Genomic DNA, 15,356 nt, shown 5'->3' with positions numbered 1-15,356 from the left:
ATGCAAAATCTTCTCTGCATTCTTCACCGCCGATTCATTCTTGTCGTTGTCGATGACGCTCAGTGCAAATAGCTTGTTGCCGGCGGGTTTGCCCTTTACCAGCAATCCCAGGTTCACCATCTTCTCCACCGTTTCGCCGTGGTTCATGGCCAGCAGGATGTGCTCATACTCCTGGCTGTTGCCCGACACGGTGTTTTCATTATCCGCCTCCGCGATGCGCCGTGCGCTGGCGAGCGAAACGAACGAAGAAATGACGCAGGATATGAGGATGAGGAGGATGCTGCCGTTGAGGACGTGCTCGTTGAGCAGCCGCACCGGCTCGCCGGTTGCGGTTTCGGACAGGATGATGTTGTACCCCACCATCACGGACGCCAGCGTGGCGGCGGCGGAAGCGGTGCTCATGCCGAAGATGAGCATGCCCTCGTCTCTGGTGAGCCGCAGCGATTTCCGGGTGGCCACTGCGGCGAGGTATTTCCCGCCGATAGAGGCTACCAGCATCACAGCTGCCACGCCCAAAGTCTCCCAACCCCTGAAAAACACTTTGAAATCTATGAGCATGCCCACGCTGATGAGGAAGAAGGGAATGAACAGCGCGTTGCCCACGAACTCCACCCGGTTCATCAGCGTGGAGGTGCGCGGTATAAGCTGGTTGAGCGCCAACCCGGCGAAGAAAGCGCCGATGATGGCTTCCACGCCTGCCACTTCGGCCAGCAACGACGCGAGGTAGATCATCACCAGCACGAAAATATACTGGGAGATCTTATCCTCCACCCTTTTGAAAAACCACCGCGCGATCAGCGGAAAAACAAGCAGCACCACCAGCACGAACAGCACCATTCCAATGGACAATTGCGCCCAGAACCCTGCGCCCACGTCGCCCTGCGTCATCCCCACCACCACGGCCAGTACGAGCAGCGACAGCACGTCCGTCACCATCGTACCACCCAGCGTGATGTTGACCGCGGGGTTCTTGGAAATGCCCATCTTGCTGATGTACGGATACACGATCAGGGTGTGCGAAGAAAAAAGGCTGGAAAACAAAACGGTGGTCAGCAGGTTGAACCCCAGCACATAATATCCCCCGATCAACCCCAGCCCGAACGGGATGGCGAAGGTATACGCCGAAAAAGCCAGGCTTTTCCATTTGTTCTTTTTGAAATCGCCCATATCGATTTCAAGGCCCGCCAGGAACATGATGTACAGCAGCCCGGTGGTGCCCGTCACGACCACGCTGCTGTCGCGCGCCAGGAGATGGAACCCATTTGGCCCCACGAGGGCGCCGGCGATGATGAGCCCCAGCAGGTGCGGGACTTTTATCTTATTCAATAACAGCGGGGCGCCCAGGATAATGATGAGCTCCAGCAGGAATTTCAGTAACGGATCGTCGATCGGCAGCGAGAGGTGCCCGACACTCAGCAAAGTCATACGTTAATTATTTGAAGCACGAACCAATTCTACGGCGAACCTCGCGGTGCAGCCATTCTCCATTTTCAGCACCTGGGTGCCTTTGATCGTTCCCGTTCCGCTGCGGCTCAATTCCACATCCATCTCCACTTTCCGCTGCGAACTGGAATCCGGCCGGAAGCGCAGGCGGATGACGGAACTGTCGAACGTACCGGCATACACGCGGACGAGCGTATTGCGATCATACACTTTTGTGAACAGGCCCGAAGAATCTTCGGAAAACTCCCAGGCGCCGGAGCGCTGGTCGCCCACAACGTATTCGCTGCACCCCGATTCGCGGCAAATGGTTTTGCTGCTCCAGCGGCCCAGCACATCGGCCGGCCAGGCGGCTGGCAATATGGCATGAAGCGTATCAGCGGTGGCCAGCAGGCTGTCGCGCCAGCGGAGGAGCGACCGGTAATCGGCCTCCTTCAGGGCAAATTGCTGTTCCTTATCCGCCAGGGCCTGCTCCCGCGCGGCGAGTTGCCGCTCCCGTTCCGTATCGCGGCAGGCGGCAAATGTGAGGAGGAAGACGGTGGTAGTCAAAATATTTCTTATCATAATACCTGGTTTCGGCAATAGGTTTCTATTCTCAACAAAAGCGGGACCAAAATTGTTCCCGCGGCCCCGCGCAATCATCTTTCCCCAACTATCCGTACCTTCGCGCCTTCCAGATTTACCAAACAAACGTAGCCGGGATGGTCCAGCTGATCAAACAATACCACGACAACCCAGACGCGCAGGAAGCCATCCGGCTGATCGCGTACACCCGCCAGTCGGTGTTCCTCACCGGGAAGGCCGGCACGGGTAAATCCACGTTGCTGCGCAACCTGATCGCGCACATCCCGAAAAAGTACATCGTGCTGGCGTCTACCGGCGTGGCTGCCCTCAATGTAGGCGGGCAAACCATCCATTCGTTTTTCCTCATCGAGCCGCGTCCTTATCTTCCGCAGGATAAAAACGTGGAAGATCTCAACGAAGAAAAGACGGAACTGCTCAAACAGGTAGACCTGATCATTATCGATGAAATTTCCATGGTACGCTGCGACCTCATGCAGGCCGTGGACCTCACGCTCCGCAAAAACCTCCGTTCCGCGCTGCCCTTCGGCGGCAAGCAGCTCCTCGTGATCGGGGACCTGTTGCAACTACCGCCGGTGATCGACAGCAAGCGCGCCGGTGAAGTGGAAGTTATCCGCAACAACTACAGCACACCGTATTTCTTCAGCGCCAAATCTTTCGGGGAAGGCTTCCGCATGCAGATGATCGAACTGAAACATGTATACCGCCAGCCCGATCCTTCGTTCGTACAGGTGCTCAACGCCGTGCGCGACAACAGCGTGCAGCCCCATCACCTGGCTACCCTCAACACCCGCCACGAGCCGGATTACGAGCCCAATGGCGAAACCCTGGAGCTCATCCTCTGCACCACCAACGCCATCGCCGATAACGTGAACGAGCAAAGGCTCAAAGCACTGGATGGCGACGCCAGTTCGTACCAGGCGATGCTCACGGGCGACTTCGAGCAGGAAGCGCGCAGCGGCGGCGGGAAATTGCCGGCAGACCTCCGGCTGCAGCTCAAAGTGGGCGCACAGGTGATGTTCATTAAAAACGACAACCAACGCCGCTGGGTCAACGGAACATTGGGAAAAATCACGCAGCTCGACGAAGAGCATGTGGAAGTGCAGTTGGATGAAGGCGAAGTAACGCACCGCGTGGATAAATCAGAGTGGGAGCACATCGAATATAAATGGAACCGCCAGAAGGAAGAGATCGAGAAGATCGTGACAGGCACTTTCCGGCAGCTGCCGCTGAAGCTCGCCTGGGCCGTAACCATCCATAAAAGCCAGGGGCAAACGTTCCAGAAGGTCGTCATCGACCTGGGTTCGGGCGCATTCGCGACAGGGCAAACCTACGTGGCGCTCAGCCGTTGCACCAGCCTGGAAGGCATCCGGCTGAAGAAGAAAGTTATGCTGCGCGACGTGCAATGCGATTCCCGCATCGGATATTTCCTGCAGCAGATCATGACCAGCAGCCCGAACGCCGAAACACAGCGCGCCATCGCGGAAGGGATACAAACGCGGATCGCGGAAATCAGGGCAACGGAAGGTAAAAACGAAATGGAGCGCAATACGCTGCAGGAAGAGCTGGCGTTGCTGGAAACGATGTAAGACATACAGGATATGAAAAACGAAAAGGCGGGATCGTTTCCCGCCTTTTTTTATGATGTATTATTTCGTGTAAAGCGGAGATCGCTTGAGGAGGTATTCCAGGGTGTTGGTGTACGCGTCCTGCGTGTTGAAAAACGCGGTGCGGTTCTGATCGTAGACAGTGGCGCCTTTGTCATTGTAGATGGCCAGGCTCAGTTTGGTCTGGTAGTTCTGGGTGGCGGTGCCGTAGGAACTGCTGTTATAGCGGCGGTCTTTGTCATCGTCGCCTTTGGATTTCACCTGTCCTGAGTTGGATTGGTAGGTAGTTTGGGTGGTTTTGTTCATCGTCACCGTACCGTCTACCACATATTCCACGCCGAGGATGTTGCAGAGATCATCCATGGTGTAGCCTTTGATATTTTCGCGGGTAACGCCGGCTTTGATGAGCGTGGCGTTGGAGGTGCGGGGAGGTATGATGGTGAAGATGCCGGCATGTTTGTTCATATAGGCGTAGCATTCGTTCTGCACCTGTTCGCTGATGGCATCGTCGGCAGCCTGGCCGTCGCGGATGAAGGAGAAGGGCAATACGGCAACTTTGTTGTGATGGTCTGCCAGTCCCGCTCCTGAAGCAGCGGATGCAGACTGGGGTTGAGCTGCGGCCTGCGGCGGTTTGTTGAAGAGCTGGATCCGGCCGCTGGCGAAGGTTATTTTCATGATCTCGGAGGTCTTGATGCTGTACACGAGCGTTTCGCCGGCATAGCTGAAGTCTACCTGGCCGTCGGCATCATTGATTTTTAGAACTTTCCCGGTGAGTTCGTCGCCGTTGAGCTTGAGGATTACATCGTTTTTAGCTTGTTGCGCGAAAGAAAATAAGGACGCAAGGATCAGCGTCATACAGCAAATAATTCGTTTCATTTGGATGTCTTTTGTTTGGGCTTGTATTAACATAACGAAAACCCGGGGCAGGGTGTTCACCGTCTTCCCCAAAAATATTCTTCTTTCAGCAGAAAAAATTTTCCCCGAAAAACTTTGTAATGCAAAGTGAAATGATTTAACTTTGAAATACAAAGTACTTTTTAAAGATAAATTCTTTTATCATAACATTAAATTTCAACTGGTTATGACAACAGACCATCCTTCACCCGCACCTTCATTCTTCTCCCCCGCGTTATGGAAACGGATGCTCATCGGCGCGGCGATTGCTCTGGTACCCATTTCACTGCTCCTGTTCAGCGTCAACGAGGCCAACCCGGCCTGGGGGGCCTACTGGATGATCCGGCCGCTGATCGTAGTCCCGATGGCGGGCGCCGCGGGAGGCGCCTTCTTCCACCTGATGAGCCCCTTCCGTTTCCAGGGCGGCTGGAAAAAGATAACCGCCATTTTCATCTGCTTCGTCGTGTTCATCTTCTGCCTCTGGATAGGCACCGTGCTGGGGCTCGACGGCACGCTTTGGAATTAACGGGCCTTACGAGCAAAAGCCGCGCATCCAACAGGAGCGCGGCTTTTGCTCGCATCGTAGCAATTATTTGAAGATCTCGGCAACAACCCTCCCGATCCAGACCTGCGGCGTTGCCAGCCCGAAGAGCTTTGCCATGGTGGCTGCCGTATCGAACGTCATCACACTGCCCTGTACTTCGTACCCGGCTTTGATGCCAGGGCCGCGCACGATCCAGGGGATCTGCATTTCTTGCATGGAAATAGCGCCATGCCCTTTGTTGATACCACCGTGATCGGCCGTGAAGATCACCACGGTTTCCTTTTCCATGCCCGCGTCGCGGATGGCCTGCAGGATCTCGCCCACATGCGCGTCCGTCCGCTCGATGGCGCCGTAATATTCGGGGGTATCGTGCCCCACGGTATGCCCCACGCTGTCTACATCATGCAGGTGAACGAAGAGGAAGGTGGGTTTGGCGGATTTGATGTAATCACAAGCTGCTGCGGCCGTCGCCACATCGCCGTCGCAATTCTGGTCTTTATTCACCGCGGCTTTCGGGAAGAGATAACCGATGCCGTCCCACTCGTAAATGACGCCGATCTCGCTTTTCGGCTGGGCCTTGCGGAGCAGCGCGTATATCGTGGGGAACATCTGGTATTCGTCGAGCACCCGGGCCGGCATATCGGGTTTCTGGCTGCCCCATTTGGTATAACCGTGCAGCTCCGGCCCCGCTCCCATCACCATCGAAGCCCAGTTGGGAGCGCTCGAAGAAGGCAATACCGTTCTGGCCTGCAAGGTCCAGGAGCCCTCCTGCATGAGGGAACGCAGTACCGGCACCTTCGCATTTTTAAAGGCATAGGCTCCGAACCCGTCCGACCCGATCAGGATCACGTGCTTCGGCTTACGTTGCGCCATGGCGGAATGAACCGTAAAAATGCATAGGCAGATCACCCAACCGATCAGTCTGGAAATTTTCATTTGATGGAATTTTCATCCAAGATAGCAAGTTTCTTTAAAAGAAATATTATTTCTCAATAAGAAATATCAAGATAGCCCTGCTACCCTTTTCACGTCTCCGCAACCACTATTCACCACATCCCGCAGCCTGCTCGTCACATCCCGGGAATGCGTTCCGAAAGATCGGATAGATTTAAACCATGAAGCCTTATCTCATCCTGCTGGCCATCTTGCCCGCCACGTTCCCCGCCACCGCACAGTTTACCCTCAGCGGCAACATCCGGCATTATACCGGCGGGCATCCGCTGACCGTCAACCTGCCTGCCGTTTACGGCTATCATCATGAAAATTCTAAAACGATTCCGTTGGAAAGCGCAGGCACATTCCGGATCACGCTGCCGGCCGACAGCCTGCAAACCGCCACCCTCTTCTTCCGCAAAAAACAAATCACCCTGTTGATGCAACCCGGCGGCAGCCTCGCCATCGAACTGGATGAAAACGCCCGGACCGTCCGGTTTACGGGCGGCACCCTGGTCAGGGAAAATCAGTGGATACAAGAAACGAAGATGGACGATGCCCCGTTTTTCTGGGAGAACGATTCCCTGGCAGCGCTCCCGGCCACAGAAATCCGAAAGTCAGTACTGGCGCCCTATGCCGAGGAGCGCAACCGGCATATCCAATCGCTCCGCTCATCCCGCATTCCCTATCCTCACCAACAATACCTCATTTCGGAGCTTGGTTATCTTCACATCAACTACCTCAACGACTTCTTCCGGACCGGCATCGCCGACCGCGCCACCGCCCGCGAAATGGAGATCAGCCTGTTCGATGATGTGCGCATTCAACCCGCTTATGCCCATCCAGGCCCGCAATACTTCGCATTCGCAGACAACTACATCCGCTATCTCGAAACCAAGGCGTTCGTCCAGATCCAAAAAGAAAACCGCCCTCCTTCCGCCCCCATTCCTTACTTCGGTATCTCGCTGGACAGCGCCAATGTGATCGTCAACCAATACGGGAAAGCCTACTGGCGATGGATCGGCTCGCTCGGGAACTTCCCGCCGGAAATCGCTATGGCGTACAACTGGCAACAGATCCGGAACCTGTACAACGACGGCGACATCGCGCAGGCAGAAGGGTTATCCGCCGCTTTCCTGCAGCGCTTCCCCGACAGCCGTTTCAGCGCCAGTGTGCGCAGCATGCAAACAACGCTCCGCGAAAAACTGGCGGCCAACGCCGGCAACCCGCGCATCGTGGTACTGGAAGACAGCACGGACACACAGACGGTTCAGGCCGTTGTACAGCGGTTGAAAGGGAAAGTAGTGTTCCTGGATGTTTGGGGCACCTGGTGCGGTCCCTGTAAAGAAGAGATCAAACATCTGCCCGCGCTGCGCGCCGCATTTCCCGGCGAAGAGGTGGCGTTTCTCTTCCTCGCCATGGACGACGACAGCCGGCATGCCATCTGGAAAGATTTCATCCGCGCCAATGCCATGGAGGGATTGCACTTCCGCAAAACCCGCCAAACCATTCCGCCGCTCTGGAACGAGCTGCTGGCACAGCATCCCGACAAAAGCCAATCCTATCCCCAGTATTTCCTGTTCGACAAATCCGGCAAACTGGCCATCGCCAAAGCCCGCCACCCCAGCGAAGGAGAAGCTTTGTACCAGCAGATCCGGGAAGTATTAAACAAATCCGACTGAGCTACTTCAGCCGGTGACAGTGATACCTGTTCAGGGCAAGCGGCTTTTCATTGAATTTGAAATCCGCGTAAAAAGCCATCCGGTACACCAGGGAATCTTTCGTTAGTTTTTCAATTTTGAGGAAATACTTTTCCGCGATAACGATGACACTGTCCTGCCGGATGCGGTAGGCGAACTTCTCACCGCTGATCGAATTGTCATCCGTCAGGTAATCCTGCCGGAAATTTAACCGGTAACCATCCAAGGTATCCTTCAATACGCCCGGATGGCCCGGTCGTGTAAACAAGGTGTGATTGGCTTTCATCCGGAAATCCTGTTTCCAGACGCCGGTCAGCAATTTCCTGATGGCTGCAGTATCCGCAACGGACTGGGCTTTGCAAAATGTGGCAGAACAAATGAGCAGGAGGGCAAGGGATAAACTGATTCGGGTGTTCATTTCGGGAATTTGTATTTCAAGGTAGGAGATTGCCTTAATAATTGCAAGTAGTAAAAACACATCGGTCCGCCCCTTTTGGAGCGGACCGATTCATATATTGGAATGGTTTACAATTTCTGTATCAATCCGATTTTGATCCCTATAAAACAATCATCCACGCATTCTTTTTCCCGATACCCCGCCATCGAGATCATCCCATTGTTTTTTGCTTCGAAGTAAATCTCGGCATTATCTCTTTTCTTCAACCATTCATTCTTCGCCTTGCTGTAAACCTCATCCAGTGTAATGGCAGGCTCCCCGGCTTCATGGGAGCCGATCGCTGCGCCGGTCTCCGTCCAGGTTTCCCGGTCGGTCCTTTGTCCTGTACCGCCATTGATTTCGAACAGTACATACTTTCTCTCCGTGACCTTCCCTGCCGTAACAGTGATGGTGGTTTCCGTTCCGAAGCCGGTCCAGCTGGCGGTTGTAGCCATATAACGGTATGAATTTCCCGAAGTGTTCCTGAAGTTTGACCAGGCCTGGCGGCTGCTTTCGTATTCATTTCCATTTTCGTTCTTATCTTTCCTGCAACCAGCCAATAAACCAACCAGGGCAACCCATAACAGTGCGTAGATCCTGAATTTCATAAAGGGAGTTTTCAATTAAACGATCCCCGTTACAGGAAGTTACACGTCCGCCGTGTTTTTACCCAGATGGCGCCCTTCCAGCCATGCAAGCCCTCCCACCACAACGATCTGCAGCACGAGGAAAGCTTTCCCGAAAACCGTGGCCCCGCTGAAATAATACAGCAGCAATCCCACGCTCACCACCGTCCAGACCCAGTTCGCCACTACCAGCCACCGCACCTTCCGCCCCTGGATCGGTTTCATGATCACCAGGCTCAGCGCAAACAAAGCATACAAGCCCGTCACCGCCGCAACAACGAGCACCAGTTTCACCGGCAGCCCCAGGAAGCGGCTCCACCATCCGTACAACGCCAGCCCGGCAATGCCGGTGGCGCCGCCGAGGAATACGTCTGCCCAGAGGACTTTCCGCAAACCGGGAATATCGTTTAATGCGATCCTCATTATTTCGCTACGTCTTTCGCAATTACGTTCCAGTCGCTGCGCCCGAAGCCCTTGCCGATCCATTCATCCATCAAAGCGGCGATGGCGGGCATGATCGCCAGGTGGCCGCCGGATTGTTGTACGGAATCGATGAAAATCTGCGTGTCTTTCCGGGCCATGTCCAACTCCCATGAAGGTTTTGAATAATCACCGGCGCTCATGCGGCGGATGCGGACGGGCAGCATCTGCGCGGGGTTCCAGATATCGAAAAGTCCGCTGATATCGCGCGCGTCCTGCCCCAGCGAGGTTGCCAGTGCAAAGGTATCGCGCAGGCCGGCGGTGAAAGCTACCAAAAAGCAATTGCCGACCAGCTTCATCGCCGCAGCTTTTCCTTCTTCCGGTCCCAGGTTCACGAGTTGGCCGGTCATTTTTTCCAGCAGCGGTTTTACCTGCTCAATGACCGCCTGATCGCCGGACACAAGCATGTAGCCGCTGCTGTCGCGCGCATTGGCAGGGCCCATGAACACGGGCGCGTGCAGATAGGTGAATCCTTTTTCCTTCCAGGCTTTCGTACGCGTAACGGCGCCGTCTTTGGTCGTGGTGGTATGGTCGATGATGATGGTTCCGGGTTGAAGGCCGGATTCGGCTGCCGCCAGTACCTCATCGATGCTCTGATCGTCTTTCAGGGTAACATGCACTACCGCCGCCCCCTGCACGGCGCGCGCCGGGGTAGCGAAGACTTGCGCGCCCAGGGATTCCAGGGCGGCCGCCTTTTCCGGGCTGCGGTTCCAGATATTCACTTTATCGCCTTTTTCCAGCATCGCCGTCACGAAATTCGATCCCAGCAGGCCCATTCCTAAAAATGCTTTCACCATGTCTGTCTGTTTTTATTTAAAAGCTAAGTTAAGGAATGCCGCGCGTAAAAAAGGCCGCCCCGGGGAGGGCGGCCTGCTGTATTTTGTTGCTGATTGCTTTTACTGAACTTGATTCACATTAACGGCTGGCGGAACGGCTGTTATTGGAAAAGATCGTGTCTTTCGCATTGCCGCCGGATTTCAGGAATGCCATGAGGTCCACCAGCTCCTGGGGGCTCAGGCGGTTGATCATGCCCGGCAGCATGGGCGATACTTCCGAAACCCTTGTCTTGGTCACGCTCTTTTTCGGCACCTTGCGGATATCGTGCGGCGAGAAAGGATTCTGCGAGACGAAATATTGCTCATCGTCTTCGTTCGTCAATCTGCCCATGATACTGCCGCCTTCTTTCAGGTAGAAAACAGTGGCGCCGTATTGGTCCGAAATGGTTTTGTTCGGGTCGATGATCGATTCGAGGATGTCTTTATTGCTGAAACGTGTGCCCAGCTGCGTGAGGTCCGGTCCGGCCACGCCACCCTGCCCTGCCACGGTATGACATTTGGAACAGAGCGTGGCGTCGAACATGGCTTTCCCCTGTTCGAAATTGCTGGCTGCAAATCCGATGCTGTCCACAAACTTCACCGCTTCCTCTACCTTCCAGTTACGGCCCGGCCCTTTGGGCTGTACGCCGGAAGCCGCGGTAAACTTGCCGCCGCCTTTCACGATGGAGTCGCCGGAGAGCGCGTTCAGTTGTGCGAACTGTTCTTTAGGCACCAATGCCAGCGCGTTGGTCCTGGCGTTGTTGATATATCCCACGAAGCTGTTGCCGCCCTGGTAACCGAAGGCATTGGCGTACCATTTAAAGTATTGCTGCCGCAGGGAATCGTCCCAGCCGGTTTTGGCGCCTGACAGCACGGTGGCGTAATAGGTTTGTTGCGCCGGCGGAATTTTGGCGAGCATCCCCGCGATCGTCATCCCGTATTGCGGGTTGCGCATGATGAGATCGGAAGAGGACAGCAGGGACTGGCTGGTGGTGGTATCGTCTTTCGCGGCGGCCATCAGCGCTACTGTGGTACCCACGGCGCCGGGCGCGTCGATATATACCAGCACTTTACTCAACAGGCGGTTCAGTTCATTGGTGGGAGCCGGGAAATAGGGTTGCAACCAGGCGGCCAGCGAAATGGCGGCCGCGCCTTCCGGTTTACCCATCCTGGAAACGGTCACTTCCGCCGTACGGATCGCGTCAATTTTCTCTGCTTCGGATAATTTGGACAGATCGATCAGCTGCAATTTGCTGAGGAGCGCGTCGCGCACGGCGGGATTGCCCTGCCGGGCCAGCGCCAGCACGCCGTTGATCACCGCCAGCGGTTCTGTTTGCGCCAATACCTTATCCTGCCATTGCTCCACCGGTTGATGTTCGAGGGCGATGCGCGCAGCATACCGCACGAAACGGTCGGGGTGCTTCAGCTGCGGCAAAGCTGCTTCCACAGCCGCGGGGTTGGGGCCATGATGATATTGCTCCAGCTGGCGGCGCAGCGTATTCTCAGCGGTTGGCGTAGCAGCCGGTAAAGGTTGTGTATAGTCATCCGCTTTTTCATGATACACGCGGTACAGATCGGATTCCAGCCTGCGGCCGCCTGTAAGGAAGTACAAAGCGCCGTCGGGCCCGATCACACCGTCGGTCAACGGCAGCGGGGAACCGGAAATAAACTCCTCGCCCGTGGCTTTATACGAAGCCCCGTCGGGCTGCAGCTGCAGGGCATACACGATGCCGAAGCTCCAGTCGAACGCGAACATCGATTTGCGGTATTTCTCCGGGAAACGCGCCTTGCCGCCATAAACGAGGTTGGTAGGCGAACCCTGGCCGATATTGATCACGGGCGGCAGGTTATCCGGGTACGTGGCCGACCACTTCATGGTACCTGTCCGCCAGCCGAAATCGCTCCCGCCGGTGGCGTGGCAGATCCGCGTTGGCCGGTACCAGGGCAGGCCGAAATCCCATTCCATGTCGGAATCATAGGTGAAGAGATCGCCCGCGTCGTTGAATGCAATGTCGAACGGATTGCGGTAACCGCCGCTCACAAACTCCCAGTGCCTGCCTTCCGGATCGATGTTGGCGATCCAGCCGCCGGGGGGCTTTACGTGTACGGCATGACCGTTAGGGTCCACCATGCGGGGGATCAGGTTGTCTTCCTGCCAGTTCTTCGGCAGCATATAAGCGTCCATTTCCGGCGCCAGGGTATGGTTGCCGGCGATGAGGTAAATGGATTTGCCGTCTGGCGCCAGGATGATGCTGTGCGGACCGTGCTCACCGGATCCCTCCATCGCTTTGAGGAGCGTGATCTTGTCGAACTGGTCGTCGCCGTCCGTATCCTGCAGCCGGTAGAGCCCGCTGCCTTTTTCGAATTCTTTGTTGCCGTTGTGGTTCACCATCACATACAGGCTGTTGAAAGCATACAGCAACCCTTGTGCAAAGCCCATCGTCACTTTCGTGCGCACCGAATCCGTTCCGGGAATGGTGTCTTTCCCGAGGCCCAGGGGCTCGATGCTCACTTTCTGTGTACTGTCGGCCCCGATAGGCGGGAGTTTCAGCCGGTAAAGTGCGCCGAACTGATCGGATACGATGAGGCGGTTCTTGTCGTCGAACGTCATCGCCACCCAGGAGCCGCGCCCGCTGTCGGAGGGGCTGAACAGGTGTTCCGCTACAAAGCCATCGGGCAATTTCAATTTGTCCGTCTTAGGATCTGAGGGCCGCACCGGCCGCTCGTTGCAGGAAGATGCTCCGGCCAGGCACGCAGCCATCACCACCGGTAAGCATTTCAACAGGGAAATTCCAGGTATACGCATGGTAATAAATAAATCTGGTGGGAACGCGTCTACGTTTCCACAACGTGGTTGAATCTGATCCTCACAAAATAAGCAACGGGAGTTTATTTTTCCCCGGATTGTGACGGATAGCGCAAATATTTGATAAATAACTGAAAATCAGTCGGATGAATCATCATCACGTTTGATGTGCAGGTCGCGCTGCGGGAAGGGGATAACGACCCCTGCTTCCTTAAAAGCTTTGTGAATGGCGAAGATCAGCTCGCTTTTTGCGACCCTGCCGGGGCGCAGCCCCACCGTCCAGAAGTACACCTCGATCAATATCGCGCTGTCCCCGAACTCCGAAGCCCAGATCACCGGCTCCGGCGTTTTGAGCACATGACTATTCTCCTTCAGCAACAAATGCAATACCCCTTCCACCTTTTCCAGGTCGGAATCATAAGATACGCCTACCGTCAGTTCGTTGCGGCGAACCGACTTCTGGATGTTCCAGTTGATGAGCTCATCGTTCAGCAGTTCCCCGTTGGGGATTACGAGGTGGCCGCCTTCCAGCGTCTGGAGGAGGCTGCTGCGGAAGCCGATGGATTTCACGGTTCCGGATTTACCTTTCACTTCCACGAAATCCCCCACGTTGAGCGGCTTCTCGAACGCCAGGATCACACCGCTCACCAGGTTATTGACAAGCGTCTGCAACCCGAAGCCGATCCCTACGCCCAGCGCGCCCATGACAAAGGTGGCGCGGTCGAGCGGGATACCCGCCACGGCAAACGCCAGCAGTAATCCCAGCACGAAAATAAAGATCCTGACCACGAGCAACCAGCTCCCCAGTCCCGCCGGCCCGCCGCTTTCCGCCGGGTGCCCCGATTTGTCGGACGCGAAGAACGACACGATCCTGGATACGACGGACGACAATATCAAAATGACGAAAAACGCCAGCACGCTGAAAAATGAAAAGGTATATGTGCCGATGGTACGGTCACTCATGAGGAAATCCTTCACCGGCTCGGTCACGAGTTTAAATGCATAGAACGTGCGGGCGAAAAGGATGAACCAGCCGATGATGAGGAAGAAATAGAAGAAACGCGGCGCCTTTTGCCCCACTGCCGCGAAGTTCACGAAGAACAGCTGGCGTTCCGGCATCTGGTATATTTTGGAAGCCAGCTGCAGCGCTTCATTGATCAGGCGCACCGTCCACAGGAACATGATGGCGATAATAACGCTGATGAACCCGCTGGCCATCAGCGCCTTCGCCAGGTTGAAACGCCCCGTGAGGTTGGCGATGACAGACAACAGCTCCACCCCCACGATGCAATACATGAAATAGATGATCCATTTCTCCCGCAACTCCTCCCGGCGCCCCCTTGCGAGGTACCATCCGCCCACCAGCATGCCGCCGATGGCGAGCCCCAGCATGAACCAGCGCTCGGACCGGGAAGCCTGCAACAGGAGAAAATCCCCGCAGGCCAGCAGGAACAACAGCCACATCAACCACCAGAAACGCATCCAGTACGCCGTGATGAACTGATTAAAGATGACCGTCAGGCAGGCCGAGGCGATCACCCAGAGCAAGCTATTGAAAACCCAGGGCGGATCGGGGAAAATAAACTGGAAGATGCTGACGACGATCAAAATTGCCGACAACACCGGGAACCGCAATACGAGCTGCCCGTTGAAATCATCGCGCAGCAGGCCGCTGGTTTTCACTTTCCCGCGGAGCGTCCGCAGGAAAACGATGCAGAAAGCCGTCAGCACCAACAGTATCGCGATCTTCCCCGCATTATTCTGTATATAAAACCACAGGATCAGCCGGTTCTTTTCCACCGACTGCGCCAGGATTTCCCGGAAAGGACGGGCATTTGCCGGCGGCAGGCCCAGGCTGCCCACTTCCCGCTCGAAGGTTTGCCGCGACAATTCCTTTTCATACCGTTCGATCTGTTCCAGCGAGGATTGCAGGTCGTACACCACGATATCGAGCTGGTCTTTGGCATGCTGGGCGTTGCGGAGCGAAGCGCTCAGCGCACTGTCGATCGGCCCCACTTCCCGGCCCACCACGTACAATTTCCGGAGCAGGTGCATGAACTCCGCGGAATCCGCGGGCGTCGCATACAGGTTGGGATTGCTGGCGATGGAATCGAAGTCGTGCCGGAAACCCACCAGGCGCTTCTTGTAGGCATCTACCTGTATTTTATACACCTGGACGCGCCCCAGCAATTCGTGGATCAGTTTGTAAGAAGTGGTAAGGTTCCGCTCCGTTTGCAACGACCCGGTATTGGTGAAAATACCGTCGCCGGCGGTGGCATAACGCTGACGGACAGACGCCAGCTCCCGGTATATCGCAACCGTGTCCAGCGGGGTTTTGAGGAAGTCCCGGGTGTGGCGGATTGTGCGCAGCATCTCATCCATCAGGCCGTCCTGCTCATTGGCAACACCATGCTCCTTGTATTTCGCCGCATAGTCGGCAGGCGCCTTTTGCAGCATGGAGCGGATAGACTGCAGCACGGAATCCTTCCCGTG

At 55.7% G+C, this 15,356-nt stretch carries 13 protein-coding genes; 3 read left to right on the top strand and 10 right to left on the bottom strand.

Going from position 1 to position 15,356, the window contains the following annotated elements; translation table 11 throughout:
- Positions 1-1,425 (bottom strand): cation:proton antiporter (locus Q0510_RS15170; protein ID WP_298713484.1); only part of this gene is annotated, 1,425 nt, incomplete at its 3' end.
- Between the two features lie 3 nt (positions 1,426-1,428).
- Positions 1,429-2,004 (bottom strand): hypothetical protein, encoded by a 576-nt coding sequence (locus Q0510_RS15165; RefSeq protein ID WP_298713481.1) that lies wholly within the window; start codon positions 2,002-2,004, stop codon positions 1,429-1,431.
- Between the two features lie 137 nt (positions 2,005-2,141).
- Between Q0510_RS15165 and Q0510_RS15160 the strand changes: the two genes are divergently transcribed.
- Positions 2,142-3,611 carry an ATP-dependent RecD-like DNA helicase gene (locus Q0510_RS15160; RefSeq protein WP_298713478.1) on the top strand — a complete coding sequence of 490 codons (1,470 nt, stop codon included), beginning with the start codon at positions 2,142-2,144 and terminating at the stop codon, positions 3,609-3,611.
- 60 nt (positions 3,612-3,671) lie between these two features.
- Here Q0510_RS15160 and Q0510_RS15155 read toward each other — a convergent pair whose 3' ends face one another.
- On the bottom strand, positions 3,672-4,484 hold the full coding sequence (locus tag Q0510_RS15155; protein ID WP_298713475.1) for a hypothetical protein: 813 nt from the start codon (positions 4,482-4,484) through the stop codon (positions 3,672-3,674).
- Positions 4,485-4,710: 226 nt separating this feature from the next.
- Between Q0510_RS15155 and Q0510_RS15150 the strand changes: the two genes are divergently transcribed.
- Positions 4,711-5,049: a hypothetical protein gene (locus tag Q0510_RS15150; protein WP_298713472.1), complete on the top strand. Its 339-nt coding sequence runs from the start codon at positions 4,711-4,713 to the stop codon at positions 5,047-5,049.
- Between the two features lie 63 nt (positions 5,050-5,112).
- Here the strand turns inward: Q0510_RS15150 and Q0510_RS15145 are convergent, their stop codons facing one another.
- Entirely contained in the window at positions 5,113-6,003 is an 891-nt protein-coding gene (locus Q0510_RS15145; protein ID WP_298713470.1) for an alkaline phosphatase, read from the bottom strand.
- A gap of 179 nt (positions 6,004-6,182) precedes the next feature.
- Between Q0510_RS15145 and Q0510_RS15140 the strand changes: the two genes are divergently transcribed.
- On the top strand, positions 6,183-7,682 hold the full coding sequence (locus Q0510_RS15140) for a TlpA disulfide reductase family protein (protein WP_298713468.1): 1,500 nt from the start codon (positions 6,183-6,185) through the stop codon (positions 7,680-7,682).
- A gap of 1 nt (position 7,683) precedes the next feature.
- Here the strand turns inward: Q0510_RS15140 and Q0510_RS15135 are convergent, their stop codons facing one another.
- The 6 genes from Q0510_RS15135 to Q0510_RS15110 form a co-directional block, all read right to left on the bottom strand.
- Positions 7,684-8,118, bottom strand: coding sequence for a hypothetical protein (locus Q0510_RS15135; protein ID WP_298713465.1), 435 nt, complete (start codon positions 8,116-8,118; stop codon positions 7,684-7,686).
- A gap of 107 nt (positions 8,119-8,225) precedes the next feature.
- Positions 8,226-8,744 carry a hypothetical protein gene (locus tag Q0510_RS15130; RefSeq protein ID WP_298713462.1) on the bottom strand — a complete coding sequence of 173 codons (519 nt, stop codon included), beginning with the start codon at positions 8,742-8,744 and terminating at the stop codon, positions 8,226-8,228.
- 39 nt (positions 8,745-8,783) lie between these two features.
- Entirely contained in the window at positions 8,784-9,185 is a 402-nt protein-coding gene (locus tag Q0510_RS15125) for a hypothetical protein (protein WP_298713459.1), read from the bottom strand.
- On the bottom strand, positions 9,185-10,039 hold the full coding sequence (locus Q0510_RS15120) for an NAD(P)-binding domain-containing protein (RefSeq protein ID WP_298713456.1): 855 nt from the start codon (positions 10,037-10,039) through the stop codon (positions 9,185-9,187). The genes Q0510_RS15125 and Q0510_RS15120 overlap by 1 nt, the downstream gene beginning before the upstream one ends.
- Positions 10,040-10,157: 118 nt before the next feature.
- Entirely contained in the window at positions 10,158-12,839 is a 2,682-nt protein-coding gene (locus tag Q0510_RS15115; protein WP_298713454.1) for a c-type cytochrome, read from the bottom strand.
- A gap of 162 nt (positions 12,840-13,001) precedes the next feature.
- A partial coding sequence (locus tag Q0510_RS15110; RefSeq protein WP_298713451.1) for a mechanosensitive ion channel domain-containing protein occupies positions 13,002-15,356 on the bottom strand: 2,355 nt, incomplete at its 5' end.

The sequence above is a fragment of the uncultured Chitinophaga sp. genome, assembly GCF_937874145.1.
In the GTDB taxonomy this organism is placed as follows: Bacteria; Bacteroidota; Bacteroidia; order Chitinophagales; family Chitinophagaceae; genus Chitinophaga.
Note: the sequence above shows the minus strand (reverse complement) of the source record. Positions and strands in the feature narration are given on the sequence as shown.

Bases quoted from the DNA above. Each gene is read 5' to 3' on its own strand.
- Q0510_RS15165 (WP_298713481.1), bottom strand. From the start codon at position 2,004: ATGATAAGAAATATTTTGACTACCACCGTCTTCCTCCTCACATTTGCC.
- Q0510_RS15160 (WP_298713478.1), top strand. From the start codon at position 2,142: ATGGTCCAGCTGATCAAACAATACCACGACAACCCAGACGCGCAGGAA.
- Q0510_RS15155 (WP_298713475.1), bottom strand. From the start codon at position 4,484: ATGACGCTGATCCTTGCGTCCTTATTTTCTTTCGCGCAACAAGCTAAA.
- Q0510_RS15150 (WP_298713472.1), top strand. From the start codon at position 4,711: ATGACAACAGACCATCCTTCACCCGCACCTTCATTCTTCTCCCCCGCG.
- Q0510_RS15145 (WP_298713470.1), bottom strand. From the start codon at position 6,003: ATGAAAATTTCCAGACTGATCGGTTGGGTGATCTGCCTATGCATTTTT.
- Q0510_RS15140 (WP_298713468.1), top strand. From the start codon at position 6,183: ATGAAGCCTTATCTCATCCTGCTGGCCATCTTGCCCGCCACGTTCCCC.
- Q0510_RS15135 (WP_298713465.1), bottom strand. From the start codon at position 8,118: ATGAACACCCGAATCAGTTTATCCCTTGCCCTCCTGCTCATTTGTTCT.
- Q0510_RS15130 (WP_298713462.1), bottom strand. From the start codon at position 8,744: ATGAAATTCAGGATCTACGCACTGTTATGGGTTGCCCTGGTTGGTTTA.
- Q0510_RS15125 (WP_298713459.1), bottom strand. From the start codon at position 9,185: ATGAGGATCGCATTAAACGATATTCCCGGTTTGCGGAAAGTCCTCTGG.
- Q0510_RS15120 (WP_298713456.1), bottom strand. From the start codon at position 10,039: ATGGTGAAAGCATTTTTAGGAATGGGCCTGCTGGGATCGAATTTCGTG.